Here is a 25,012-nt window from a genome sequence, read left to right as displayed (position 1 = left end):
ACGCGCTGCGCACGCGCGACCTTGCCTGAAGTCCGGTCGAACAAGCGTGATAACATCTTCCGCGCAAGCGACCCGCCGCAGGAATCGTTGAGGAGATTACGGATGCGAACGTTGTGCAAGCGATCCCTGAACGTGCTGGGAGTGTCCCTGGCGATTGCGGCCTTCCCGGTGGCGCACGGCGAAAACGCAAACGACATGAGCGTCGTGATGCGGGACAGTTTCGCCACCGCCGATGCGCAGGATATCCAGTGGGCGCCGAACAAGTCCGTTCCCGGGGGCATGATGACCCTCATGCTCTACGGCGACCCGAGGCAGCCGGGCCCGTACATCTTTCGCGCCCGGATGCCTGCGGGCTACAAGCTTCCGCCCCACCGCCACCCCGATGAGCGCGTGGTGACGGTCCTTGAAGGAACCTACTGGTCTGGGGTGGGCGCGCGCTTCGATCCGACGACGATGAACGAGTTCCGGCCGGGTGCGTTTTACATCACCCGCGCGGGCGTACCGCATTACGCATGGGCGCGCACGGAAGTCATCATCCAGGAACAGGGCATGGGGCCAGTGGGCAACCCGATCGAATACATCGATCCCGCAGACGATCCACGCCCCCGCAACTGAGCCACAGGGAAATTCCGCGAAGGGGGCAGCCGCTGGCCGCCCCATTCTTTTCCTGCCCAGCTAGTCACCCTGCACCACCTGACGGATCTGCTCCAGCGCGGCCGGATCTTCCAGTGTGGTCAGGTCGCCGGGATCGCGGCCTTCCGCGAGCGCCTGGATGCTCCGGCGCAACAGCTTTCCCGAACGCGTCTTCGGCAGCATCGAGACGAAATACACGCGTCCCGGGCGGGCGATCGCGCCGAGCTGTGCATCCACGGTCGCCATGATCTCCTTCTCGTGCAGATCCCTGAGTTGCGCCGTGGCAATCCTGGCGGAATCCTTGACCACCGCGAACGCGACGGGCAACTGCCCTTTCAACTGATCCGCCACACCTATCACGGCCACCTCGGCGATGTTCGGATGGGCCTGGACGGCCTCCTCGATTTCGCGCGTACCAAGCCGGTGCCCCGCGACGTTGATCACGTCGTCGGTGCGTCCGAGGATGAAGTAGTAACCGTCGCGATCGCGGATGCCCCAGTCGAAGGTGGAGTACACGACCCGCGAGGAGAAGGTGCTGAAATAGGTCTTCACGAAGCGCTCGTCGTCGCCCCACACCGTGGACATGCAGCCCGGAGGCAGCGGCGGCACGATGGTCACTACCGCCTTCTCGTCAACACCGGCTTCGCCGGCGTCGGCCTCGCGCAGCAACCGCAGGTCGTATCCGTAGGCGGGAAAAGAGGGGCTGCCGTACTTGATCGGCGTCTTCTCCACGCCCGGAACCGCGGTGAGGATCGGCCATCCGGTCTCGGTCTGCCAATAATGATCGATCACCGGTTTGCCGAGCGCCTCGCTGATCCAGCGGTGCGTGGGTTCGTCCAGCGGCTCGCCGGCGAGAAACAGGTGCTTGAGCGACGAAAGATCGTACTTCCGCAGGTACGCGGGATCCTGCTTCTTGAGAACGCGGATGGCGGTGGGCGAGGAGAACATGACGTGCACTTTCTCGTCCTGCACGATCTTCCACCAGATGCCCGGGTCGGGACGGATCGGCACGCCTTCGTAGACGATCGTCGTCATGCCCCGTAGCAGCGGCGCATAGACGATATAGGAATGCCCAACCACCCAGCCGATATCGGAAGTCGTGAACATCGTCTCGCCGGGTTGGCCGCAGTAGATGTACTGCATCGAGGCGCCGAGCGCCACGGCGTGGCCGCCCGTGTCCCTCTGCACGCCCTTGGGCCGGCCGGTCGTGCCCGACGTGTACAGGATGTAACTCGGCTCGGTGGATTCCAGCCAGGTGATCGGCACGGCTGCGTTCTCGTGCGCACGCACCAGCGCCGCGTAATCAAGGTCGCGGCCGCCAACGATCGGCATTCCGGGATCGAGATTCCGGTTGACGATCACGACCTGGCGCGGCGGCGACTGCGACAGGCGCATCGCTTCGTCGACCAGGGGCTTGTACGCGATCACCTTGCCGGCACGCATGCCGGCGTCGGCGGTCACCATCACCGCCGGCCGGGCATCGTCGATCCGGCTCGCAAGACTCGCCGCGGCGAAACCGCCGAAGACCACCGAGTGAATGGCTCCCAGGCGCGCGCAGGCGAGCATCGCGAAGACGGCCTCGGGGATCATCGGCATGTAGATGAGCACGCGGTCGCCTTTGGCCACGCCGAGCCCGAGCAGCACGCTGGCAAAGCGATTCACCTCGCGATGCAGCTCGTGGTACGTGTAGGCACGCTGCTGTCCCGTCTCGGTCGAGAGGTAGACCAGCGCCTTCTGATCGCCGCGCGCCGCCAGATGGCGATCGACCGCGTTGTGGCACAGGTTGGTCTCGCCGCCGACGAACCAGCGCGCAAACGGCGGCCGACTGTAATCGAGCACCCGGTCGAACGGTTTGCGCCAGTCGATGAGCGCCGCCTGCTCGCGCCAGAACGCTTCGCGCTGCTCGATCGAGCGGCGATGGAAGGCCCGATATGTTTCGCCCATCTCCCTCCCCTTGGCGCGATGCGCCTCAAGCGCCGATTCTGACCACCGTGCGTCCGCGCACCTGCGCCTTGAGCAGTTTGTCGAACACGCCTGGCAGTTCCTCGAAGCGGATCGTGGTCGCCATTTCCTTCAGCGAGCGCGGCTTGAGATCGCTTCCCAGGCGACGCCAGACTTTCTGCCGCAACTCCATCGGCGCGTTGACGGAATCGATCCCCAAGAGGCTGACGCCCCTCAGGATGAACGGCATCACGGTGGTGTTGAACTGGTGGCTTGCGGCCAGTCCGATGACAGCCAGGGTACCGCCGATCTGCATGGTGCTGGCGATCCACGAGAGCACGTCTCCACCCAGGTTGTCCACCGCGCCGGCCCACGTCGCCTTGTCCAGCGGCTTGATCTTGGCGAGGTCGAGGTTCGCGCGCAGCATGACTTCCTGCGCGCCGAGTTTCTTCAGGTAAGCGGTCTCGCCCTCCTTTCCGGTGAGGGCGACCACCTGGTAGCCGCGGCCCGCGAGGATATCGACCGCCACGCTGCCCACGCCGCCGGTGGCGCCGGTCACGATGACCGGTCCAGCGGCCGGCTTCAAGCCCTCGTGCTCCATGCGTTCCACCGCCAGCCCGGCGGTGAACCCTGCGGTCCCCAGTGCCATCGCCTCGAACAGATCCAGCCCCTGGGGCATCGGCACCACCCAGGCTGCGGGGACGCGACAATACTGCGCATATCCCCCGTCGTGGGCGACGCCGAGGTCGTAGCTGGTGGCAATGACCGGGTCGCCTTGCCTGAATCGGGGATCGCTGGACTCCACCACCGTACCCGAGAGGTCGATGCCGCCGACACAAGGGAAACGCCGGATGATCTTGCCGGCGCCGGTCGCGGCCAAGGCGTCCTTGTAGTTGACGCTGGAATAGGCGACTTTGACCACCACCTCACCAGGATCCAGCTCGTCGAGCCTCATGTCCACGAAGCGGCTGGTGACCTTGCCGTCTTCGCTGAAGATCCGGTACGCCTTGACTGAAGTCATCGCCCTTCTCCCTCCTTGTCTGAAAAGCGCCTGGCTCAGGCCAGGTGCGGTTCGCTCAGGTAGCGGCGCGTCTGCATTTCGATCAGCCGCGAAACCGTCCGCTGCGCCTCGGCGGCCTTGCCGGCGCGCGCGAACAACGCGGCGGGTTGCGCCTGCGCGCTCAGCACGAGCTTCACCCGGCGATCGTAGAACTCGTCGACCATCCAGGCAAACCGGCGGCGCCGGTCGCCATCGGCCGCGCCGAACACCGGCACGCCGGAGACCAGCACCGTGTGGAAGCGCCGCGCCAGTTCGATGTAGTCCGCCTGCGCCCGCGGCCCGTCGCACAGCGCCGCAAACTCGAACCAGGCCACCCCCTCGCCCAGCCGCCGCGCCGAAATCCGGCGTTCCGCGATCTCCAGGAAAGCTCCCTCGACCCCTGGCCCCCCCGTTACCTCTTCGAAAGTGCGGGCCAGCGCCGCTTCCGCTTCCGCGCCGAGCGGTGCATGAAACACGCCTGCCCTCTCCAGCATCGCCAGACGATAGTCCGTCGCGCCATCGACATGGACCAGGGCCATCCACCGCTTGATCAGCTCGATGGCCGGAAGGAACTGTGCGCGCTGCAGGCCGTGCTCGTACAGCTCGTCGGGACGCTGATTGGAGGTGGTGACCAGCGCCACCCCGTGCTCGAACAGCGCCGCCAGCAGGTTGCGCATGATCATCGCGTCGCCGATGTCGCTCACGTGCAGCTCGTCCAGGCACAGCAGGCGCACTTCGCGCGCCATCTCCCGGCCGATCTGGCGCAGGGGGTCGGCCTCGCCCTGAAGCTCCCGCAGCCGGCGATGGACCGACTGCATGAAACGGTGGAAATGCAGCCGGCGCTTGCGCAGCATCGGCAAGCTATCGTGGAAGCAGTCCATCAGGAAACTCTTGCCCCGCCCCACTCCACCCCACAGGTAGACCCCGCGCACCGGCTCGCTGCGCTGGAACACGCGCAGCAGCGAGCGGCCGTTGTGCTCCAGTCCCCTCAGCTCGGCATAGAGCCGGTCCAGTTCGCCGCAGGCTGTCAGTTGGGCCGCGTCGAGACGGTAGCCGTGGCGCTCGGCGCAGCGCAGCGCATGGGCGCGAAAGCCTGCGGCCGGTGGGGCGCTGGCGGCCGGAGCGTCGGGCATCGAGCTCAGAGGTTCAGATAGCGCTTGTCGACGCCGAGCGCGGCTTCGTGCACCGCCTCCGACAGCGAAGGATGGGCATGGACGATGCGCGCGATGTCCTCGCTAGTGGCGGCAAACTCCATCGCCACCACCGCCTCGGCGATGAGCTCCGAGGCATAAGGGCCCAGTATGTGCACGCCGAGGATGCGATCGGTGCGCGCGTGCGCCAGCATCTTGACGAAACCGGCGGTCTCGCCGAGCGCCCTCGCCCGACCACTGACCGAGAACGGAAACTGCCCGCTGCGGTATGCGACGCCTTCGGCCTTCAGTTGCTGCTCGGTGCGGCCGACCCAGGCGATCTCCGGGGCGGTGTAAATCACCCATGGCACGGTTTCCAGGTTGACGTGCCCGTGCTGGCCGGCGATCGTCTCCGCCACCGCCACGCCCTCCTCGGAGGATTTGTGCGCGAGCATCGGGCCACGCACCACGTCGCCGATCGCGTAGACGTTGGGCAGGTTGGTCCGGTTGCGCTCGTCCACTTCGATGAAACCGCGGGCGTCGATCTTCAGGCCTATCGTCTCGGCCCCGAGATCGGCCGAGTTCGGTGCCCGGCCGATGGACACGATCAGGCGGTCGAACTCGAGTTTGTGCGCGGACTGGCCGTCGCTGTACTCGAGCGTGACGGACTTCTTGCCGCGCTTGACGCCGTCGATCCTGCAATTCAGGCGGATGTCCAGACCGACGGTCTTGGTGAAGATCCGCCAGGCCTCCTTCGCCACGGCCTGGTCCGCCGAGGGCAGAAACTCGGGCAATGCTTCGAGCAGGGTGACCTGCGAGCCCAGGCGTTTCCACACGCTGCCCATCTCCAGGCCGATGACGCCGGCGCCGATGACGCCCAGCCTGGCCGGTACCTCCGGAAACGAGAGCGCGCCCACATTGTCGCAGATGCGGTCGTTGTCCACTGGGGCCATCGGCAGCTGCCGCGCGCTGGAACCGGTAGCCACGATCACATGCCGGGCTTCGACGATCTGCGCGCCATCGCCGTTGCGCACCTCGATCTGGTACGCGGCGCCCGCCGAGACGAAGCGTCCGTGCCCGTGCAGCGAGGTCACCTTGTTCTTCCTGAACAGCAAGGCAATCCCGCCCGTGAACTGGTCGACTATCCTGTCCTTGCGCGCCAGCATCGCCGTCACGTCGAGCGAGACCTCCTTGATGCGAATGCCGTGCTCGCCGAACTTGCGCAGCGCGCGCTCGTAGTTCTCCGAGGACTCCAGCAGTGCCTTCGACGGAATGCAGCCTACGTTCAGACAGGTTCCACCCAGGCTGGGCGTGCCCCTGGCATTCCTGAAATCGTCGATGCAGACGACATTCAGGCCGAGTTGCGCAGCGCGGATCGCGGCCACGTACCCGCCGGGCCCTGCCCCGATCACCGCGACGTCAAATGCCTTCGCCATCGTTCATCCGGGAATCGACCTCAGAGCTCGAGCAGCATCCGCGAGGGATCTTCCAGCGCTTCCTTGATCGCCACCAGGAACAGCACGGCTTCGCGCCCGTCGATGATCCGGTGGTCGTACGAGAGTGCCAGGTAGTTCATCGGACGGATCACGATCTGGCCGTTCTCCACCACGGGCCGCTCCTTGGTCAGATGCACGCCGAGGATCGCCGACTGTGGCGGATTGATGATCGGGGTCGAGAGCATCGAGCCGTACACCCCGCCGTTGGAGATCGAGAACGTCCCGCCGGTCAGCTCCTCGATGGCGAGCTTGCCGTCCTGGGCACGCTTGCCGAAGTCGGCAATCTGCTTCTCGATCTCGGCGAAGGACAGTTGATCCGCGTTGCGCACGATCGGCACTACGAGGCCGCGCGGGCTGCCCACCGCGATGCCGATGTCGAAGTAGCCGTGATAGACGATGTCGTCGCCATCCACGGAGGCATTCACTATCGGGAACTTCTTCAGCGCCGCCACTGCCGCCTTGACGAAGAAGGACATGAAGCCGAGCTTGATGCCGTGCTCCTTCTCGAACTTCTCCCTGTGCCGGTTGCGCAGCTCGATCACCGGCTGCATGTTCACTTCGTTGAACGTGGTCAGGATCGCCGCGGTTGCTTGCGACTGCACGAGCCGCTCGGCCACGCGTTTGCGCAGACGCGACATCGGCGCGCGCCGCTCCGGCCGATCTCCGAGAATCTGACCCACGTCCACCGGCGGAGCAACCGGCGGCAACGGCGCTTTGGCGGCGGGTTGCACGGCGGTTTTCGCCTCCACCGCCGCCATGACATCCGGTTTGGTCACGCGCCCGCCGCGACCGCTGCCGGTGATCTGGGTCAGATCGACCTTGGCGTCGGCCGCGAGCTTGCGCGCGGCCGGCATGGCGAGGACTTCCGCCGCGGATGCAGCCGGCGCGGCGGCGGTCACGGGCTCGGCCCTGACTGCCTGGACGGTCTTGCGGGCCGGCTCGGCGGCCGCCGTCGGCTTGGCTTCCGTGTCGATCTGCGCGATCACCTCGTTGGCTACGACCGTCTCGCCGTCGCCCTTCAGGATCTTTACCAGCACTCCGGACTCCGGGGCCGGCATTTCGAGCACGACCTTGTCGGTTTCGATATCGATCAGGTTTTCGTCCCGCCTGACGTACTCGCCCGGCTTCTTGTGCCAGGTGAGCAACGTGGCTTCGGAAACGGACTCCGAGAGCTGGGGGACCTTGACTTCAATCAGCATGATCGTTCCTCATCGTGAACTGCGGCTTCACCCCGCGCGCGCGTCGGCGCGCGCCGTGCCCTGCACCGGCACAACGACGTTGTCGGTGATGGGGGCGAACGCCGCATCCACCACCGCCTTCTGCTGCTCGAGGTGCAGCGATAAATAGCCCACCGCCGGAGACGCCGAGGAGGGCCGCAATGCGTAGGCCAGAATCTGGTCCGGCCGCATGTGGCGCAGCAGGTAGTGCTGGATGCGATGCCATGCGCCCTGGTTGCCGGGTTCTTCCTGGCACCAGAGAACTTCGCGGGCGTTGCGGTACAGATCGATCTGCTCCTGGAAATCCTTGTGCGGGAACGGATAGAGCTGGGCTATGCGCACGATCGCCACGTCCTTGCGGCTGCGTTCGCGACGCGCAGCGAGCAGCTCGTAGAAGATCTTCCCGCTGCAGAAGATCACGCGCTTGACATTCTCCGGCCGGATCTCCGCGTCCCATTCGCCGTTGACCGGCTTGAACTTGCTCTGGGCGAATTCCTCCAGCGGCGACACGGAATCCTTGTGGCGCAACAGGCTCTTGGGGGTGAAGATGACCAGCGGCTTGCGATAGGGGCGGATCATCTGCCGGCGCAGGAGGAAGAACATCTGCACCGGCGTGGCCGGAATGCAGATCTGCATGTTGTAGTCGGCGCACAACTGCAGAAAGCGCTCGATCCGGCCCGATGAGTGCTCGGGACCCTGTCCTTCGTAGCCGTGGGGCAGCAGCAGCACCAGGCCGCACATGCGGCCCCATTTGACTTCGCCCGAGGCGATGAACTGGTCGATCACCACCTGCGCGCCGTTGGCAAAATCGCCGAACTGCGCCTCCCAGACGACCAGCTCGTTTGGCTCCGAGGTCGCGTAGCCGTACTCGAAGCCGAGCACGGCCTCCTCGGAGAGCACCGAATCGATCACCACGAAATCGCCCTGGTTGGGCGCGATGTGCTGCAGGGGGATGTAGATCCCCTGGTCCCACTTTTCCCGGTTCTGGTCGTGCAGCACTGCGTGGCGGTGGAAGAATGTCCCCCGCCCAGAGTCCTGCCCCGACAGGCGCACCGAGTAGCCCTCCTTGAGCAGCGAAGCGTACGCCAGGTTCTCGGCCATGCCCCAGTCCACCGGGATCTTGCCCTGCCCCATCAGGCGGCGGTCGGCGATGATCTTCTCGACCCTGGGATGCAGCTTGAACTCGGGCGGGATGGTGGTCAGCCGCTGCGCCAGGAACTGCAGATCCGCCAAGGGCAGTTGCGTGTCGTCGTTCTCGTCCCAGCGGGTGTTCCTGTACGGGCTCCAGTCCACCGCGTAGGGCGGCTTGTAGTTGGACAAAATGGTCTTGTTGGTGTGGTATCCGGCCTCGAGCGCCTCGCGGTACGACACTGCCATCGCGTCGGGCTCCTCAACGCCGACCACCCCTTGTGCCACCAGCTTGTCCGCGTAGAGCTTGCGCGTGCCGGGATGGGCATTGACGATCTTGTACATCAGCGGCTGCGTGACCATCGGTTCGTCCTGCTCGTTGTGGCCGAGCTTGCGGAAGCAGACCAGGTCCACCACCACGTCCTTCTTGAACTTCATCCGGTAGTCGAGCGCGAGTTCGATGGCCATGACCGCGGCTTCCGGATCGTCGCCGTTGACGTGGAAGATCGGTGCCTCGACCATCTTCACCACGTCGGTGCAGTACAGCGTGGAGCGCGTGTCGCGCGGGTCCGACGTCGTGAATCCGATCTGGTTGTTGATGACGATGTGGACCGTGCCGCCGGTACCGTAGCCGCGGGTCTGGGAGAGGTTCAGGGTCTCCATCACCACGCCCTGGCCGGCGAACGCGGCGTCTCCGTGCAACAGGACCGGCAGTACCTCCTTGCCTTCGCGATCCTTGCGCCGATGCTGGCGTGCGCGTACCGACCCCTCCACCACCGGATTGACGATCTCCAGGTGCGAAGGGTTGAACGCGAGGCTCACGTGCATGGGCCCGCCCGGGGTCATGATGTCGGAAGAGAAACCCTGGTGATACTTGACATCGCCGGCCAGCAGCGCGCTGTCATGCTTGCCCTCGAACTCCGCGAACAGGTCCTTCGGCATCTTGCCCAGCGTGTTCACCAGCACGTTGAGCCGTCCGCGGTGGGCCATGCCGATCACGACTTCCTGCACGCCCGCTTCGCCCGCCCGCTGCAGAAGGTTGTCCAGCATCGGGATCAGCGTCTCGCCGCCTTCCAGCGAGAAGCGCTTCTGGCCCACGTAGCGCGTGTGCAGGTAGCGTTCCAGACCCTCGGCAGCGGTCAGGCGCTCGAGGATGTGGCGCTTGTAATCGGGGGAATAGCTCGGCTTGGAGCGGATCGGCTCCAGACGCTCCTGGATCCAGCGCTTCTCGGCCCGGTTGCTGATGTACATGTACTCCACGCCGAGCGTGCCGCAGTAGGTTTCCTGCAGCGCCTTGATGATCTCGCGCAGCGTAGCCTGCTCCTGCCCGATCATCGAACCGGTGTTGAACACCGTGTCCATGTCGGCATCCGTCAGATCGTAGTAGCCGGGTTCCAGCTCGACGATGTGAGGACGCTCGCGGCGCTTGAGCGGGTCGAGATCGGCCAGGAACACGCCGCGGAAGCGGTATTCGGCGACCAGCTGGATTACCGAGACCTGCTTGCGGTCGAACCGCGCCGCCGCATGCACGGCATGCGGCACGCGCATGCGCGCCAACTGCACGAAGGACTCCACGATGGGCGCGTGGGGAACGTCGCGTGCGCCCGGAGTCGCCTGAAGCTGATCGAAGTAACGCCGCCATTCCGGCGCTACCGCTTCGGGGTTCTCCAGATAGGCCTCGTAGAGCTGCTCGACGAACGCGGCGTTGGCGCCGAAGAGGTAGGAAGTGCTCAGGAATTCTTTCATCATGGTGCGACCCTCCGGGTGTTACCCGCGACACGAGCGGCGCAAGCTGTACATTCTGTACCTCGAAAAGCGTCGGCGACCGGCTGCCGATGCGCGTTGATCATCGCCCGGTTCAGTCCCCGCGCTGCTCGAGCGGCACGACGTCGCGCTTTGCCGAGCCAGTGTAGAGCTGGCGCGGGCGCCCGATCTTCTGGTCCGGATCCGCAATCATTTCGTTCCACTGCGCGATCCAGCCGACTGTGCGAGCCAGCGCGAAAATGCAGGTGAACATCGATACCGGAATGCCCAGCGCGCGCTGCACGATCCCGGAATAGAAATCGACGTTCGGATAGAGCTTGCGGCTGACGAAGTAGTCGTCTTCCAACGCGATCTTTTCCAGGGCGAGCGCGATCTTGAACAGCCGGTCGTTTTCCAGCCCCAGTTCGCCCAGCACCTCGTAGCAGGTCTCGCGCATCAGCTTGGCGCGCGGGTCGTAGTTCTTGTACACGCGGTGGCCAAAGCCCATGAGCTTGACCCCGGAATTCTTGTCCTTCACCTTGGCGATGAACTGCCCGATCTTCGATACATCGCCGATCTCTTCGAGCATGTTGAGCGCCGCTTCGTTCGCGCCCCCGTGCGCCGGACCCCACAGGCAGGCGATGCCCGCAGCGATGCAGGCGAACGGATTGGCGCCCGAGGAACCCGCCATGCGCACCGTTGACGTGGACGCATTCTGCTCGTGATCGGCGTGCAGGATGAAGATGCGATCCAGTGCCCGCACCAGCACGTCGTTGACCTTGTATTCCTCGGCCGGAACGCCGAACATCATGCGCATGAAATTCGCGGTGTAGGAGAGCGAATTGAGCGGGTACATGAACGGCTGCCCGATGGAGTACTTGTAGGCCATCGCGGTGATCGTCGGCATCTTGGCGATCAGCCGGAAGGCCGAGATCTCCCGATGCTCCGGATTGTTCAGGTCGAGCGAGTCGTGGTAGAAGGCGGACAGCGCGCCCACCACTCCGACCATGACCGCCATGGGATGCGAATCGCGGCGAAAACCGGTATAGAAGCGCGCCAGCTGCTCATGAATCATCGTGTGGCGCGTGACCGTGGTGACGAACTCTTCCTTCTGCTTCGGCGTGGGCAACTCCCCGCGCAGGAGCAGGTAACACACCTCCAGATAGTCGCAGTGCCTGGCGAGCTGCTCGATCGGATAGCCGCGATAGAGCAGCACGCCCGCGTCGCCGTCGATGTAAGTGATCGACGAGCGGCAGCTCGCCGTGGACAGGAAACCCGGGTCGTAGGTGAATTTTCCGGTCTTGGCGTAGAGCGTGCGGATGTCCACCACATCGGGGCCCAGGGTGCCCGAGAGGACAGGGAATTCGACGGGCGCGGACCCGTCGTCGACCGATAGCGTTGCGGTGTGCGGCTGCTTCATGCGGGGGTTCGCCGATCGTCTGCGTCGAAGCTGCAAGTTTACCGTTTCCACCCGCCCGGACTCACACGGATCGGCGCAGCCTAACGCAGGAGGGCGACGATTTCCGCACAGCCCGGATCCGGAGCTTCGCGCCTGCCGCTCACCATGTCCCACAAATCAACGTCGGGCAGCCTCAGCAACCGCAGCAGCGACTCGCGCTGCTGCGCGGTGAGCTGATCCAGGCGAGCATCTAGGAAGCGACTCAACACCAGATCCAGCTCGAGCATCCCGCGCCTGCAGCGCCAGCGGATGCGATGCTCGTCGATCATGGTGCGGCCGTTCCCTAGATGGCCCGCCGCGCCAGCATGTCCCGGATGCCGCTGATCGCGGCCGTCGGGTTCAGGCCCTTCGGGCAGACGTCCACACAGTTCATGATCGAATGGCAGCGGAACAGCCGGTAGGGATCTTCCAGGTTGTCCAGGCGCTCGCCGGTGGCCCGATCGCGCGAGTCGGCGATGAAGCGATAGGCCTGCAGCAGACCCGCCGGGCCCACGAATTTGTCCGGATTCCACCAGAACGATGGGCACGCGGTCGAGCAGCACGCGCACAGAATGCACTCGTAGAGGCCGTCGAGTTGGGCCCGCTCCTGCGGAGACTGCAGGCGCTCCCTTTCCGGTGCCGGCTCCTCGTTGATCAGGTAAGGCTTCACCGAGTGGTATTGCCTGAAGAACTGGCTCAGGTCCACGACCAGATCGCGGATCACCGGCAGGCCGGGCAGCGGGCGTATCTCGACCGGCTCTTTCAAGTCGCTCAGGCGCGTAATGCAAGCGAGCCGGTTCTTGCCATTGACGTTCATCGCATCCGATCCACACACCCCTTCGCGGCAGGACCGGCGCAGGCTCAGGCTGTCGTCCATTTCCTTGATCCGGACCAGCGCATCGAGCAGCATGCGGTCGGAGGATTGCAGTGCGACGTCGTAGTCCTTCAGGTAGGGTCTGGCGTCCTTGTCGGGATCGTAGCGGTAGATCCTGAATCGCATGCTGAGGGCTTCCGTGTGGTTGCTTGCCTCGAGGCTCAATACGTGCGCACTCTCGGTTCGAACGGCTCGGCGGTCAGCGGCTTGAGGTGTACGGGCTTGTACTCCAGGCGACAGCCCTCCTTGAACCACAACGTGTGCTTCAGCCACTGCCTGTCGTCGCGGCCGTTCGGGAACTCGGGCCTATCCGGGCAATCGGCGCGGTCGTGTGCGCCGCGGCTTTCCTTGCGTGCCTCGGCCGACACCAGCGAGGCCACCGCCACCTCGACCAGATTGTCCAGTTCGAGCGCTTCGACCCGTGCCGTGTTGAACACCCTGCTCCTGTCCTGGATCGCGCTGCGCTGCGCGCGGCGCTCCACCTCCTTGATCTTGCGCACGCCCTCGGCGAGCAGGTCGGGAAAACGGAACACTCCGCAGTGCGCCTGCATCGTGCGGCGCAGCTCGGCCGCGATCTCGGGCACTCTCTCTCCATCCTTCTGGCTGTCCAGCCGCGCCAGCCGTGCCAGCGTGCGGTCGGCAGCATCCCTGGGCAAGTCCTTGTGCAGCGGGTTCTCGCGCAGGAACCGGATCATCGAGTCTCCCGCCGCGCGCCCGAACACCAGCAGATCGGTGAGCGAGTTGGTTCCCAGGCGATTGGCACCGTGCACCGAAGCACAGGCGCATTCACCCGCCGCGTAGAAGCCCGGCACGACGCTCTCCGGGTTGCCATTGGCCGGCACGACGACTTCTCCGCGATAGTTGGTCGGGATGCCGCCCATCATGTAGTGGCAGGTCGGCACCACGGGAATGGGCTCCTTGACCGGATCGACGTTGGCGAACTTGCGCGCGATCTCGCGGATACCGGGCAGGCGGCTGTCGATAACTTGCGGCCCCAGATGATCGAGTTTGAGCAGGAGGTAGTCGCCGTCGGGGCCGCAGCCACGGCCTTCCTTGATCTCGGTGGCCATGGCGCGCGAGACCACGTCGCGCGACGCAAGGTCCTTCATGGTCGGGGCGTAGCGCTCCATGAAGCGCTCGCCCTTGCTGTTGAGCAAATAACCGCCCTCGCCGCGCACCCCTTCGGTGATCAGCACGCCGGCGCCGGCCACCCCGGTTGGATGAAACTGCCAGAACTCCATGTCCTCGAGCGGGATGCCGGCGCGGGCGGCCATGCCCAGGCCATCGCCGGTGTTGATGAACGCGTTGGTACTGGAAGCGAACACACGCCCGGCGCCGCCGGTGGCGAACAGCACCGCTCGCCCGCGCAGGATGTAGACCTCGCCGGTCTCCATTTCCAGCGCCGTCACGCCCAGCACCTGTCCGGACGCCTCGCGGATGAGGTCGAGCGCCATCCACTCCACCAGAAACAGGGTGTTCGCCCGCAGGTTGCGCTGATACAGCGTGTGCAGCATCGCGTGCCCGGTCCGGTCCGCGGCGCAGCAACTGCGCTGCACCGGGCGCTCGCCGAAGTTGCGCGAATGCCCGCCGAAGGGCCGCTGATACACCGTGCCGTCCGGATTGCGATCAAACGGCATGCCGAAGTGCTCCAGCTCGATCACGACCTGGGGCGCTTCGCGGCACATGAATTCGATCGCGTCCTGGTCGCCGAGGTAATCGGATCCCTTGACCGTGTCGTACATGTGCCAGAGCCAGTTGTCCTCGCCCATGTTGCCGAGCGCCGCCCCGATACCGCCCTGCGCCGCTACCGTGTGCGAACGCGTGGGAAACACCTTAGACAGCACCGCCACCTTGAATCCCGCCTCCGCGAGCTGCAGCGAGGCGCGCATCCCCGCGCCACCGGCGCCGACGATCACCGCATCGAACGACTTGACCGGAAGTGCCATTCAGATGCTCCAGAGGATCTGGATCGCCCATCCCGCATAGGCAACCAGGAGCAGCAGCACCAGGACATGGCACGCGAGCCGAAGCCCGGCGGGCTTGATGTAATCCATGAAGATGTCGCGCATGCCGATCCAGGCGTGCCAGAACAAGCTCAGCAGGAAGACCAGGCTGGCGAGCCGCATCCACTGCCAAGAAAAGATCGCGTGCCAGTCTTCATAGCCGGCCGGAGCACAGATTGCGAGCGTGGCCACGAACAGAATCGAGTAAACCGCCATGACCACAGCCGTCACGCGCTGCGCGAGCCAGTCGCGCAGCCCGTAGTGAGCGCCGACGACGAGCCGCTTCACCACAGCGCCACTCCGATCGCAGCGGTGAGCAGGAGGCTCAGCGCCAGCACCGCCCAGCTCGACGCGCGCGCCGATGCGAGCCCGACTCCCACGTGCAGATCCAGAAGCAGGAAGCGAACGCCGGCGAAGAAATGATGCAGGAAAGCCCACAGCAGGCTGGTCGCAAGCAGTTTTACGAGCCAGTGATCGAGCAGCGACACGACGCGATCAAAGCCCGCGGGCGACTGCAACAGCGTCTGCAGCGCCCACGGCAATGCCCAGGCGAAAAGGAACAGCAGCGCGCCGCTCACCCGGTGCAGAATCGACACCACGGCGGGCACCGGCTGGCGGATCTCGAACAGATTCAGGTATTTCGGTCTTGGCGCGGCGGTCATTGTCTTGTTGATCCTCGGGGCAGCGCCCCGCGGCGATCAGGCGGCTCTTACACGATGCGGTTGCGGTAGTGATGCTCCCGCGTATCGCAGTAGCTGCGCCGCAGCTCGGCCGGTTTGTCGGCGTAAGTATAGGCAACGCGGTCGATCAAGAGCAGCGGCGCTCCCGGCTCCACGTTCAAGCGGGCAGCCACCTCCCCTTCTGCCGACACGGCCTTGAGCTGCTCGTCGACGTGCAGGATACGCACCTGAAACGCCGACTCGTACATGCTGTAGAGCATGCAGTGGTACAGATCGATGGTTTCGGCGCTCAGCCCGTCGAACATCGCGGCGGGTAGCCGAATTTCTTCATAGACGACGCTGCTGCCTGCCGGAGCGAGCAGGCGTCTGACAAGATAGGCGCTGGCCGACTCCCTGGTTCCAAGCTTGCGGGCCGACTCCGCATCCAGTTTGATGCGCCAAAAATCGATCAGGCTGGCCGAGACCGATTCCAGCCTTCCCCGGTCGGGCGTTATCCTGAGAAACGGGAAGCTCTTGCGCTCTTCCGAGTGGGAGGCCACGAATGTTCCCCGGCCCTGCTGGCGGATGAGCAGTTTCTGCTCCGCCAGTTCGCTGATCGCCTTGCGCACCGTGCCCTGGCTCACGCTGTAGCGCTGCGCGAGTTCGATCTCGCTGGGGATGGGCTGACCGGGCTTCCACTCGCCGGACACTAGAGACTCGGTGATCAAGTGCTTGATCTGCCGGTAAAGCGGCTGATACGCCGGCGGGCTGGAAGCAGGCGACTTCATGTCGAAAACGATTCTAAGCCCAAAGAATGCGTGCCGTCCAACTCAGACCTGTGTCTTATATAAGATATCCGAGTTCGTTGACACCGCAATCCCCGGATCGCTAACATTCCGTGCGAAAAAAAGCGGGCACTCAAACTCCGTCGCGCGAATTCACGTTCCCACCCACTGCGCTGACCCCCACACGCAGCCAGGACTACTCCAAGGAACTCCGCATGAAGGCCCCCGTTCGTGTCGCAGTCACCGGCGCCGCCGGCCAGATCGGCTACAGCCTGCTGTTTCGCATCGCCAGCGGCGAGATGCTCGGGAAGGACCAGCCGGTCATCCTGCAACTGCTGGAGATCACACCGGCGTTGACGGCCCTGCGAGGGGTCGTCATGGAGCTGGAGGACTGCGCCTTCCCGCTGCTGGCGGGTCTGGTCGTCACCGATGACCCCAAGGTCGCTTTCAGGGACTGCGACATCGCGCTGCTTGTAGGCGCCCGGCCGCGCACCAAGGGCATGGAACGCAAGGACCTGCTGGAAGCCAACGGCGCGATCTTCACGGTCCAGGGCAAGGCGCTGGAGGAAGTCGCCAAGCGCACCGTGAAGGTGCTGGTGGTCGGCAACCCCGCCAACACCAATGCCTACATCGCCATGAAGAGCGCGCCGGGCCTGGCGCGCGAAAACTTCACGGCGATGCTGCGGTTGGATCACAATCGGGCCCTCTCCCAGCTCGCCGCGAAAAGCGGCAAGCCCGTGCAGTCGATCGAGCGGATGATCGTCTGGGGGAATCATTCACCGACCATGTACCCGGACTATCGCTTCTGCACCATCGACGGACGGCCGGCACCCAGTGTGATCGGCGACGAAAGGTGGTATCGGGAAGTGTTCATTCCCACCGTGGCCAAACGCGGTGCTGCGATCATCGAGGCACGCGGCCTGTCTTCCGCGGCCTCAGCCGCCAGTGCCGCCATCGACCATGTGCACGACTGGGTGCTAGGTACCCGCGGCAAGTGGACTACCATGGGTGTCCCGTCCGATGGTTCGTATGCGATCCCGCAAGACCTCATCTTCGGCTATCCGGTGATCTGCGGCGACGGCGGCTACCAGATCGTCCAGGGCCTGGAGATCGACGCCTTCAGCCGCGAGAAGATGGAGGCCACGCTCAGGGAGCTGGAAGAAGAACGCAATGCAATCGAGCACCTGCTGGACTGAGTGCGCTCGCCGAAGCCTTAGTTCACCCCAGCGCCGCCAAGCAATGAGACCCCACCGCGCCGATCCCCGCTTGCGGTTCGCGCCCCGCGGGCTCGTCGCAGCAGAACGGGCCTCGGGTAGCCCTTGATCCCTGCGGCTCGAACAGGAGGATGCATCCGCAATGATCGAAGCGACTCCAGGCAAGAGATTCCGCGATGCGCTCGCGGCTGAAAGACCGCTGCAGGTCATCGGCGCGATCAATGCCTACCATGCGCGTCTGGCGCAGCGGGTCGGATACCGTGCGATCTACCTGTCGGGCGGTGGGGTGGCAGCCGGATCGCTCGGCCTGCCCGACTTGGGGATATCGACGCTGGACGACGTGCTGACCGATGTGCGCCGCATTACCGACGCGTGCACGCTGCCGCTGCTGGTCGACGTGGACACCGGTTTCGGCGCGAGCGCCTTCAACGTCGCGCGCACGGTGAAGTCCCTGATCAAGTTCGGCGCCGCCGCCATGCATATCGAAGACCAGGTGGGTGCCAAGCGCTGCGGCCATCGGCCGGGCAAGGAAATCGTCTCCGCAGATGAAATGTGCGACCGGCTCAAGGCCGCGGTCGACGCGCGTACCGATCCGTCCTTCGTGGTGATGGCGCGCACCGACGCGCTCGCGGCCGAGGGTCTCGAGCGCGCCATCGAGCGCGCCGCGCGTTACGTGGAGGCCGGTGCCGACATGATTTTTCCCGAGGCGGTCACGGAACTCGCCATGTACCGCAAGTTCGCCGGTGCGGTGAAGGTACCGATATTGGCCAACATCACAGAGTTCGGGAAAACGCCGCTGTTCACCGTGGAGGAACTGCGTTCGGCCGACGTCGCCCTCGCGCTCTACCCGCTCTCCGCGTTTCGCGCCATGAACAAGGCGGCGTTGCGGGTCTACGAGACGGTACGCCGCGAAGGCACGCAGAGGGGCGTGCTGGACACCATGCAGACCCGCGACGAGCTCTACGACTATCTGGACTATCACCAGTACGAACGCAAGCTCGACGAACTTTTCGCCAGGCGCAGGTGAGCGCGAGGCGCTTGGCGTCTGGACTGAGCAACGACAGGAGGAGATCATGAGCGACGACGTGGCGGCGGGCGTACTGAAACCCAAGAAGTCGGTGGCGCTCTCGGGTGTGACCGCCGGCAATACGGCGCTGTGCACCGTCGGACGCACGGGGAACGACCTGCATTATCGGGGCTATGACATTCTGGATTTCGCCGACCAGGCGCAATTCGAGGAAATCGCCTATCTGCTGGTGCACGAGAAGCTGCCGACCCGGACCGAACTCGCCGCTTACAAGAGCCGCCTGAAATCCCTGCGCGGCATCCCGGCCAACGTCAAGGCCGTGCTCGAGTGGCTACCCGCCTCGGCCCACCCGATGGACGTGCTGCGCACGGCCTGTTCCGCGCTCGGCGCGGTGCTGCCCGAGAGCCATGACCACAACGCGCCGGGCGCGCGCGCCATCGCCGACCGGCTGATGGCCTCCTTCGGCTCCATGCTGCTCTACTGGTACCACTGGAGCCACAACGGCCGGCGCATCGAGACCGAGACCGACGACGATTCGATCGGCGCGCATTTCCTGCACTTGCTGCACGGCAAGCCGCCGCCGGAGAGCTGGGAGCGCGCCATGCACACCTCGCTCATTCTCTACGCCGAGCACGAATTCAATGCGTCGACGTTTGCCGCGAGAGTCGTGGCTGGTACCTCCTCGGATTTCTATTCCTGCATCGCCGCCGCCATCGGGGCGCTGCGCGGACCCAAGCACGGGGGCGCAAACGAGGTCGCCTTCGAGACCCAGAACCGCTACCCCACTGCAGACGAGGCCGAAGAGGACATCAAGCGGCGCATCGCCGCCAAGGAGATCATCATCGGCTTCGGCCATCCGGTCTACACCGTCTCCGATCCCCGCAACAAGGTCATCAAGGAGGTCGCGCGGCGGCTCTCCGAGGAGGCCGGCGACAAGCGGCTGTTCGCGATCGCCGAGCGCATCGAAAGCGTCATGTGGCGCGAGAAGAAGATGTTCGCCAACCTCGACTGGTTCTCGGCCGTTAGCTACCACATGATGCGCATTCCCACCGCGCTGTTCACGCCGATCTTCGTGATCAGCCGCACCTCCGGCTGGTCGGCGCATGTCATCGAGCAACGCATCGACGGCAAGATCATCCGGCCGGGCGCCAACTATGTCGGCCCGGAGAATCTGAAGTGGATTCCGATCGAAAAGCGCAGCTAAAGGCGAACATTGAAGCGCCGACTTCACTCCGTGTTCCGGAGAAACGACATCATGCCCAGACCGATTCTTGCCGAACAACGGATGCTCATCACGCGGCTTGCCGTGCTGGCCGCGCTCGCCTACGCAACCCTTGCCCGCCCGCCGGCCTATCTGCCGGAATTCCTGGAGCTTGCCTCTGAGCTGGCTGGTTACGTCCTTCTGGTGATCGCCACGCTTGGGCGAGTGTGGTGCTTGATCTTCATCGGGGGTAACAAGAACAAGGAGCTGGTTACCACGGGCCCTTATTCCGTGGTTCGCAACCCTCTGTATGTTTTCAACTTCGTGGGATTGATCGGTCTGGGACTCGCCGTCGAGCAGCCCACGCTGGCCGCTGTGCTCGCTGTGATGTTCTGGATCCATTACCCAGCCGTGGTCGCTCGCGAGGAAGCCGAGCTTCTGCGCCGATTCGGGCCCGCGTACGCCATCTACCGGGAAAAGACTCCGCGCTGGATGCCGCGATTTGCCCAGTACCACGAGCCTCCGGAAGTATCCGTCAGTCCCTTGCGTGTGCGCCGTGGGATCTTCGGGGCGATGTGGCTGCTGTGGGCCTTCCTGCTCTGGGAAGTCGTCGAACGCCTTCACTACTGGCATGTAATCCCGCAGCTGTTCTGATGTTCATAAACTTGATCGATCGAGCCAACAGATGACTTCGGCTATCTCGAGTATCCGCCCCAAACCGGACAAGGTCCTGGTCGACATCGCCGATTACGTCATCGGCTACGAAATCACCCGCAAGGAGGCCTACGACACGGCGCGCTACTGCCTGATGGACACGCTGGGCTGCGGGCTCCAGGCGCTGGAATATCCCGCCTGCACCAAACTGCTCGGGCCAATCGTGCCCGGCACGATCGTGCCCAACGGCGCAAAGGTGCCAGGCACCCAGTTTCAGCTCGACCCGGTGCAGGCCGCGTTCAACATCGGCACGATGATCCGCTGGCTGGATTTCAACGACACCTGGCTCGCGGCCGAATGGGGACATCCCTCGGACAACCTGGGCGGCATTCTGGCCACCGCCGATTGGCTCTCGCGCGTCGCGGTCGCGGGCGGCAAGAAGCCGCTCACGATGCAGGAGGTGCTCACCGCCATGATCAAGGCGCACGAGATCCAGGGCTGCATCGCGCTGGAGAACAGTTTCAACAAGGTCGGGCTCGATCACGTGGTGCTGGTCAAGGTGGCGTCCACGGCCGTGGTGGCGTGGCTGCTGGGGCTGACCAGGGAAGAGATCATCAACGCGCTATCGCAGGCCTGGGTCGACGGGCAAAGCCTTCGCACCTACCGCCACGCGCCCAACACCGGCTCGCGCAAGAGCTGGGCGGCCGGCGATGCCACCAGCCGGGCGGTTCGCCTGGCACTCATCGCCCGCACCGGGGAGATGGGCTATCCCTCGGTGCTCACGGCCAAGACCTGGGGTTTCTACGACGTACTGTTCAAAGGCAAGGAATTCAAGTTCCAGCGCCCTTATGGCAGCTACGTGATGGAGAACGTGCTCTTCAAGATCTCGTTCCCTGCAGAATTCCATGCCCAGACCGCGGTCGAATGCGCCATGGACATCCATGCGCAGATGAAGAAGAGCGGGCGCAAGCCGGAAGACATCCGCAGGATCACGATCCGGACCCACGAGGCGGCGATCCGTATCATCGACAAGAAGGGGCCGCTCGACAATCCGGCCGACCGCGATCACTGCATCCAGTACATGGTGGCGGTTCCCATTCTCTTCGGGCGATTGACCGCGGAGGACTACGAGGACGACGTGGCTTCAGACCCGCGGATCGACGCGCTGCGCGAGAAGATCGTCTGCGTGGAAGACCCGCAGTTCACCAAGGACTATCACGATCCCGAGAAGCGCTCGATCGCCAATGCGCTCACCGTGGAGTTCAACGACGGCACGCGGCTGGGCGAGTTCGTCTGCGAGTATCCGATCGGCCACAAGCGCCGGCGCCAGGAAGGCATGCCGATCCTGGTCGAGAAGTTCAAGACCAACCTCGCGCGGCGCTTTCCGCCCAAGCAGCAGCAGCGCATTCTCGATCTGTGCATGGACGCCCGGCGGCTGGGGTCCACGCCAGTCAACGAGTTCGTCGATCTCTTCGTCATTTGAGAGGAGTCCAGGGATGACTTTTTCGATCCTGCGTCTGCTGATTGCCGCGGTTTGCGCGCTGTTCGCCGTTGCGGCCCGAGGCGACGAACCGCCGCGCCGCGCCAGCGGCCTGTGGGAGATCAAGATCACGGTGAGCGGCCAGCCCACAGCGAGCGTGGCTCAGTACTGCATTGATTCGCAGGCCGACGATCTGGCCGTGACCGCCGGCGGCGGCGTTGCGCAAAAGGACTGCTCCGAGGCTGTGGCGCAGCACGCTGCCGACGGTTTCTCGATCCAGTCCGTCTGCAAGCTCGGCGCCTCGACGGTGACGACCCACGGTGTGTTCAAGGGGGATCTGCAGTCAGCCTACTCGGGCGAGGTGCAGGCGAAGTACTCGCCGCCGCTGTACGGCCGGCGCGAAGTGAAGTCACTCATCGACGCGCGGATGATCGGACCCTGCGCCCGATAGTCCTGCGAAGGACCAACCGCAAGCACCCCGGTGAATGCCATGCCGCACAATCTGCACGACACCCTGCAAGACTTCGCCATCACCCCCGGCAGGAAAGGCAAGCTCTACTCGTTGCCGGAGCTGGAACGATCCGGCGTCGGACCGATTTCGCGTCTGCCGGTGTCGATCCGCCTCGTGCTCGAATCGGTTCTTCGCAACTGCGACGGCCAGAAGGTGACCGAGGCGCACGTTCGCCAGTTGGCCAACTGGAAACCGAACGCGCCGCGCACCGAGGAGATCCCCTTCGTCGTCGCCCGCATCGTGCTGCAGGACTTCACCGGCGTGCCGCTGCTGGCCGATCTGGCGGCGATGCGCGGCGTCGCCCGGGCGATGGGCAAGAATCCCAAGCTGATCGAACCGCTGGTACCGGTCGATCTGGTGGTCGACCACTCGGTGATGATCGACCACTACGGCGGCAAGGACGCGCTCGACCTGAACATGAAGCTGGAGTTTCAACGCAACCGCGAGCGCTACGAGTTCATGAAGTGGGGCATGCAGGCGTTCGACGCGTTCGGTGTCGTGCCGCCCGGTTTCGGCATCGTGCACCAGGTCAACCTCGAGTACCTGGCACGCGGCGTGCACAGGAAGGACGGCGTGTACTACCCGGACACGCTGGTCGGCACCGACAGCCATACCACGATGATCAACGGCATCGGCGTGGTCGGCTGGGGCGTGGGCGGCATCGAGGCCGAGGCCGGCATGCTCGGCCAACCGGTGTACTTCCTGACACCGGACGTGGTCGGCTTCGAGCTGAAAGGCAAACTGCGCGACGGCGTGACCGCCACCGACCTCGTGCTGACCGTCACCGAGATCCTGCGCAAGGAAAAGGTGGTGGGCAAGTTCGTCGAGTTCTTCGGCCCCGGCACCGAGTCGCTGTCGGTGCCGGATCGCGCCACCATCGCCAACATGGCGCCGGAGTACGGCGCCACGATGGGCTTCTTCCCGGTCGACGGCAAAACGATCGAATACTTCCGCGGCACCGGCCGCACGGCCGACGAGATCGCCGCGTTCGAGGCGTATTTCAAGGCGCAGAAGCTGTTTGGCATCCCGAAGCAGGGGGAGATCGACTACAGCCACGTGGTCTCGCTCGACCTCGGCACGGTGGCGCCGTCGCTGGCGGGGCCGAAGCGGCCGCAGGACCGGATCGAAATCGGCAACGTCAAGAAGACGTTCACGCGTCTGTTCAGCAATCCGGTCACCGCGCCCGGCGCGGAAAGCGGGTTCGGACAGCCTGCCGAACGCCTGACCGAGCGTTTCCCGATCGGTCCGGCCACAACGCCGGCGCAGGACGAACCCGAGGTCGAACCCGGCGCGCCGGTGGACGTCGTCGAAATGGTCAACAACCGCGCCACGCTTGCCGCCGCCCACCCCGCGGTCAAACATGTGCCGGCGCGCGAGCGGCTGACGATCGGCCACGGCGACGTGTTGATCGCCGCGATCACCTCGTGCACGAACACGTCCAACCCCGGCGTGCTGCTGGCGGCCGGTCTGTTGGCGAAAAAGGCGGTCGAGCGCGGCCTGACGGTGAAAAGACACATCAAGACCTCGCTCGCCCCCGGTTCGCGCGTCGTCACCGATTACCTGCAGAAGACCGGCCTGCTGCCGTATCTGGAGCAGCTCGGCTTTGCGGTGGCCGCGTACGGCTGCACCACTTGTATCGGCAACGCCGGCGACTTGGCGCCCGAGATCAACGATGCGATCGTCAAACACGACCTCGTGTGCGCGGCGGTGCTGTCGGGCAACCGCAACTTCGAGGCGCGCATCCACCCGAATCTGAAGGCAAACTTCCTCGCCTCGCCGCCGCTGGTCGTCGCTTACGCGATCGCCGGCACCATGCTGAAGGACCTGATGACCGAGCCGATCGGCCGCGGCAAGGACGGGCGCGACGTATGGATCGGCGACATCTGGCCGTCTTCGGATGAGATCTATGCGCTGCTGAAGAAGGCCATGGACCCGAAGGTCTACGCCGCCAACTACGGCCGCGTGAAGACCGATCCGGGTGAGCTGTGGAAGGGGATCAAAGGCGCGAGCGGCGACGTCTACACGTGGCCGAAGTCGACCTATATCGCCGAGCCGCCGTTCTTCAAGGACTTCACGATGCAGCCGGCGCCGCTGGCGCCGATCCGCGGCGCGCGCGCGCTCGGCATCTTCGGCGACTCGATCACCACCGATCACATCTCGCCGGCCGGTTCGATCAAGGAGACCTCGCCGGCCGGCAAGTGGCTGCTCGAGCACGGCGTGACGAAGGCGGACTTCAACTCGTATGGCGCACGGCGCGGCAACCACGAGGTGATGATGCGCGGCACGTTCGCCAATGTGCGCATCAAGAACCTGATGATCCCGCCCAAGCCCGACGGCTCGCGCGTCGAGGGCGGCCTCACGATCCACCAGCCGTCGGGCGAACAGATGTTCATCTATGACGCCGCGATGCGCTACATCCGGGAAGGCGTGCCGACGGTGGTCTTCGGCGGCGAGGAATACGGCACCGGTTCGTCGCGCGACTGGGCCGCCAAAGGCACACAGCTCCTGGGTATCAGAGCCGTGATCGCGCGCAGCTTCGAGCGCATCCATCGCAGCAACCTGGTCGGCATGGGCGTGCTGCCGTTGCAGTTCAAGGGCGACGACAGTGCGGCATCGCTCGGCATCAGCGGCGAGGAGACGTTCGACATCGTCGGTGTCGACGGCGACCTCAAGCCGCAGCAGGACTGCACGCTGGTGATCCGGCGCAAGGACGGCTCCACGCGCGAGGTGTCGCTGAAGGTACGAATCGACACGCCGATCGAGGTCGACTACTACCGGCACGGAGGCATCCTGCCGTACGTGCTGCGGGAAATACTGGCTGCTGCCTGAAGCTTCGCGG

At 64.9% G+C, this 25,012-nt stretch carries 21 protein-coding genes; 8 read left to right on the top strand and 13 right to left on the bottom strand.

What is annotated here, in order from left to right; all coding sequences use genetic code 11:
- Window positions 1-102 precede the first annotated feature (102 nt).
- Entirely contained in the window at window positions 103-615 is a 513-nt protein-coding gene (locus tag VNM24_14350; GenBank protein HWQ39765.1) for a cupin domain-containing protein, read from the top strand.
- A 60-nt stretch (window positions 616-675) separates the two neighbouring features.
- Here the strand turns inward: VNM24_14350 and VNM24_14345 are convergent, their stop codons facing one another.
- The 13 genes from VNM24_14345 to VNM24_14285 form a co-directional block, all read right to left on the bottom strand.
- On the bottom strand, window positions 676-2,577 hold the full coding sequence (locus VNM24_14345) for a propionate--CoA ligase (protein ID HWQ39764.1): 1,902 nt from the start codon (window positions 2,575-2,577) through the stop codon (window positions 676-678).
- A gap of 25 nt (window positions 2,578-2,602) precedes the next feature.
- A complete protein-coding gene (locus VNM24_14340) occupies window positions 2,603-3,595 on the bottom strand; it encodes an oxidoreductase (GenBank protein ID HWQ39763.1) in 993 nt (330 codons plus the stop codon).
- Window positions 3,596-3,630: 35 nt separating this feature from the next.
- Window positions 3,631-4,746, bottom strand: a complete 1,116-nt coding sequence (gene zapE, locus VNM24_14335; GenBank protein HWQ39762.1) for a cell division protein ZapE — start codon at window positions 4,744-4,746, stop codon at window positions 3,631-3,633.
- Between the two features lie 5 nt (window positions 4,747-4,751).
- On the bottom strand, window positions 4,752-6,179 hold the full coding sequence (gene lpdA, locus VNM24_14330; GenBank protein ID HWQ39761.1) for a dihydrolipoyl dehydrogenase: 1,428 nt from the start codon (window positions 6,177-6,179) through the stop codon (window positions 4,752-4,754).
- Between the two features lie 20 nt (window positions 6,180-6,199).
- Window positions 6,200-7,441, bottom strand: coding sequence for a 2-oxoglutarate dehydrogenase complex dihydrolipoyllysine-residue succinyltransferase (gene odhB, locus VNM24_14325; protein HWQ39760.1), 1,242 nt, complete (start codon window positions 7,439-7,441; stop codon window positions 6,200-6,202).
- A 24-nt stretch (window positions 7,442-7,465) separates the two neighbouring features.
- A complete protein-coding gene (locus VNM24_14320; protein HWQ39759.1) occupies window positions 7,466-10,333 on the bottom strand; it encodes a 2-oxoglutarate dehydrogenase E1 component in 2,868 nt (955 codons plus the stop codon).
- Window positions 10,334-10,442: 109 nt separating this feature from the next.
- The gene (gene gltA, locus VNM24_14315; GenBank protein ID HWQ39758.1) at window positions 10,443-11,747 is read right to left on the bottom strand and encodes a citrate synthase; all 1,305 of its coding nucleotides are present in this window, start codon (window positions 11,745-11,747) and stop codon (window positions 10,443-10,445) included.
- Window positions 11,748-11,827: 80 nt separating this feature from the next.
- Window positions 11,828-12,055: a succinate dehydrogenase assembly factor 2 gene (locus tag VNM24_14310; protein ID HWQ39757.1), complete on the bottom strand. Its 228-nt coding sequence runs from the start codon at window positions 12,053-12,055 to the stop codon at window positions 11,828-11,830.
- A gap of 14 nt (window positions 12,056-12,069) precedes the next feature.
- On the bottom strand, window positions 12,070-12,765 hold the full coding sequence (locus tag VNM24_14305) for a succinate dehydrogenase iron-sulfur subunit (GenBank protein HWQ39756.1): 696 nt from the start codon (window positions 12,763-12,765) through the stop codon (window positions 12,070-12,072).
- Window positions 12,766-12,800: 35 nt separating this feature from the next.
- On the bottom strand, window positions 12,801-14,585 hold the full coding sequence (gene sdhA, locus VNM24_14300; GenBank protein HWQ39755.1) for a succinate dehydrogenase flavoprotein subunit: 1,785 nt from the start codon (window positions 14,583-14,585) through the stop codon (window positions 12,801-12,803).
- Complete coding sequence (gene sdhD, locus VNM24_14295) at window positions 14,586-14,930, bottom strand: succinate dehydrogenase, hydrophobic membrane anchor protein (protein ID HWQ39754.1); 345 nt, start codon at window positions 14,928-14,930, stop codon at window positions 14,586-14,588. It lies immediately after the preceding gene.
- Window positions 14,927-15,304 carry a succinate dehydrogenase, cytochrome b556 subunit gene (sdhC, locus tag VNM24_14290; GenBank protein HWQ39753.1) on the bottom strand — a complete coding sequence of 126 codons (378 nt, stop codon included), beginning with the start codon at window positions 15,302-15,304 and terminating at the stop codon, window positions 14,927-14,929. Before sdhC ends, sdhD begins: the two co-directional genes overlap by 4 nt.
- 47 nt (window positions 15,305-15,351) lie before the next feature.
- Entirely contained in the window at window positions 15,352-16,089 is a 738-nt protein-coding gene (locus VNM24_14285) for a GntR family transcriptional regulator (protein HWQ39752.1), read from the bottom strand.
- A 212-nt stretch (window positions 16,090-16,301) separates the two neighbouring features.
- Between VNM24_14285 and VNM24_14280 the strand changes: the two genes are divergently transcribed.
- The 7 genes from VNM24_14280 (at window position 16,302) to VNM24_14250 (ending at window position 25,002) form a co-directional block, all read left to right on the top strand.
- Window positions 16,302-17,282 (top strand): malate dehydrogenase, encoded by a 981-nt coding sequence (locus VNM24_14280; GenBank protein HWQ39751.1) that lies wholly within the window; start codon window positions 16,302-16,304, stop codon window positions 17,280-17,282.
- 160 nt (window positions 17,283-17,442) lie between these two features.
- Window positions 17,443-18,327, top strand: coding sequence for a methylisocitrate lyase (gene prpB, locus VNM24_14275; GenBank protein ID HWQ39750.1), 885 nt, complete (start codon window positions 17,443-17,445; stop codon window positions 18,325-18,327).
- Between the two features lie 46 nt (window positions 18,328-18,373).
- The gene (prpC, locus tag VNM24_14270; GenBank protein HWQ39749.1) at window positions 18,374-19,531 is read left to right on the top strand and encodes a 2-methylcitrate synthase; all 1,158 of its coding nucleotides are present in this window, start codon (window positions 18,374-18,376) and stop codon (window positions 19,529-19,531) included.
- A gap of 51 nt (window positions 19,532-19,582) precedes the next feature.
- Window positions 19,583-20,182, top strand: coding sequence for an isoprenylcysteine carboxylmethyltransferase family protein (locus VNM24_14265; protein HWQ39748.1), 600 nt, complete (start codon window positions 19,583-19,585; stop codon window positions 20,180-20,182).
- Between the two features lie 31 nt (window positions 20,183-20,213).
- Complete coding sequence (locus VNM24_14260) at window positions 20,214-21,665, top strand: bifunctional 2-methylcitrate dehydratase/aconitate hydratase (GenBank protein HWQ39747.1); 1,452 nt, start codon at window positions 20,214-20,216, stop codon at window positions 21,663-21,665.
- Window positions 21,666-21,678: 13 nt separating this feature from the next.
- Window positions 21,679-22,113, top strand: coding sequence for a DUF3617 family protein (locus VNM24_14255; protein ID HWQ39746.1), 435 nt, complete (start codon window positions 21,679-21,681; stop codon window positions 22,111-22,113).
- Window positions 22,114-22,152: 39 nt separating this feature from the next.
- The gene (locus VNM24_14250) at window positions 22,153-25,002 is read left to right on the top strand and encodes an aconitate hydratase (protein HWQ39745.1); all 2,850 of its coding nucleotides are present in this window, start codon (window positions 22,153-22,155) and stop codon (window positions 25,000-25,002) included.
- Window positions 25,003-25,012: the final 10 nt, after the last annotated feature.

Source organism: Burkholderiales bacterium (assembly GCA_035560005.1).
Taxonomy (GTDB): domain Bacteria; phylum Pseudomonadota; class Gammaproteobacteria; order Burkholderiales; family Eutrophovitaceae; genus DASRFY01.
This window is presented reverse-complemented; position numbering and strand designations above follow the sequence as displayed.

Excerpts from the sequence above, each read along its gene's own strand:
- VNM24_14350 (HWQ39765.1), top strand. The coding sequence starts at position 103 with ATGCGAACGTTGTGCAAGCGATCCCTGAACGTGCTGGGAGTGTCCCTG.
- VNM24_14345 (HWQ39764.1), bottom strand. The coding sequence starts at position 2,577 with ATGGGCGAAACATATCGGGCCTTCCATCGCCGCTCGATCGAGCAGCGC.
- VNM24_14340 (HWQ39763.1), bottom strand. The coding sequence starts at position 3,595 with ATGACTTCAGTCAAGGCGTACCGGATCTTCAGCGAAGACGGCAAGGTC.
- zapE (HWQ39762.1), bottom strand. The coding sequence starts at position 4,746 with ATGCCCGACGCTCCGGCCGCCAGCGCCCCACCGGCCGCAGGCTTTCGC.
- lpdA (HWQ39761.1), bottom strand. The coding sequence starts at position 6,179 with ATGGCGAAGGCATTTGACGTCGCGGTGATCGGGGCAGGGCCCGGCGGG.
- VNM24_14320 (HWQ39759.1), bottom strand. The coding sequence starts at position 10,333 with ATGATGAAAGAATTCCTGAGCACTTCCTACCTCTTCGGCGCCAACGCC.
- gltA (HWQ39758.1), bottom strand. The coding sequence starts at position 11,747 with ATGAAGCAGCCGCACACCGCAACGCTATCGGTCGACGACGGGTCCGCG.
- VNM24_14310 (HWQ39757.1), bottom strand. The coding sequence starts at position 12,055 with ATGATCGACGAGCATCGCATCCGCTGGCGCTGCAGGCGCGGGATGCTC.
- VNM24_14305 (HWQ39756.1), bottom strand. The coding sequence starts at position 12,765 with ATGCGATTCAGGATCTACCGCTACGATCCCGACAAGGACGCCAGACCC.
- sdhA (HWQ39755.1), bottom strand. The coding sequence starts at position 14,585 with ATGGCACTTCCGGTCAAGTCGTTCGATGCGGTGATCGTCGGCGCCGGT.
- sdhC (HWQ39753.1), bottom strand. The coding sequence starts at position 15,304 with ATGACCGCCGCGCCAAGACCGAAATACCTGAATCTGTTCGAGATCCGC.
- VNM24_14285 (HWQ39752.1), bottom strand. The coding sequence starts at position 16,089 with ATGAAGTCGCCTGCTTCCAGCCCGCCGGCGTATCAGCCGCTTTACCGG.
- VNM24_14280 (HWQ39751.1), top strand. The coding sequence starts at position 16,302 with ATGAAGGCCCCCGTTCGTGTCGCAGTCACCGGCGCCGCCGGCCAGATC.
- prpB (HWQ39750.1), top strand. The coding sequence starts at position 17,443 with ATGATCGAAGCGACTCCAGGCAAGAGATTCCGCGATGCGCTCGCGGCT.
- prpC (HWQ39749.1), top strand. The coding sequence starts at position 18,374 with ATGAGCGACGACGTGGCGGCGGGCGTACTGAAACCCAAGAAGTCGGTG.
- VNM24_14265 (HWQ39748.1), top strand. The coding sequence starts at position 19,583 with ATGCCCAGACCGATTCTTGCCGAACAACGGATGCTCATCACGCGGCTT.
- VNM24_14260 (HWQ39747.1), top strand. The coding sequence starts at position 20,214 with ATGACTTCGGCTATCTCGAGTATCCGCCCCAAACCGGACAAGGTCCTG.
- VNM24_14255 (HWQ39746.1), top strand. The coding sequence starts at position 21,679 with ATGACTTTTTCGATCCTGCGTCTGCTGATTGCCGCGGTTTGCGCGCTG.
- VNM24_14250 (HWQ39745.1), top strand. The coding sequence starts at position 22,153 with ATGCCGCACAATCTGCACGACACCCTGCAAGACTTCGCCATCACCCCC.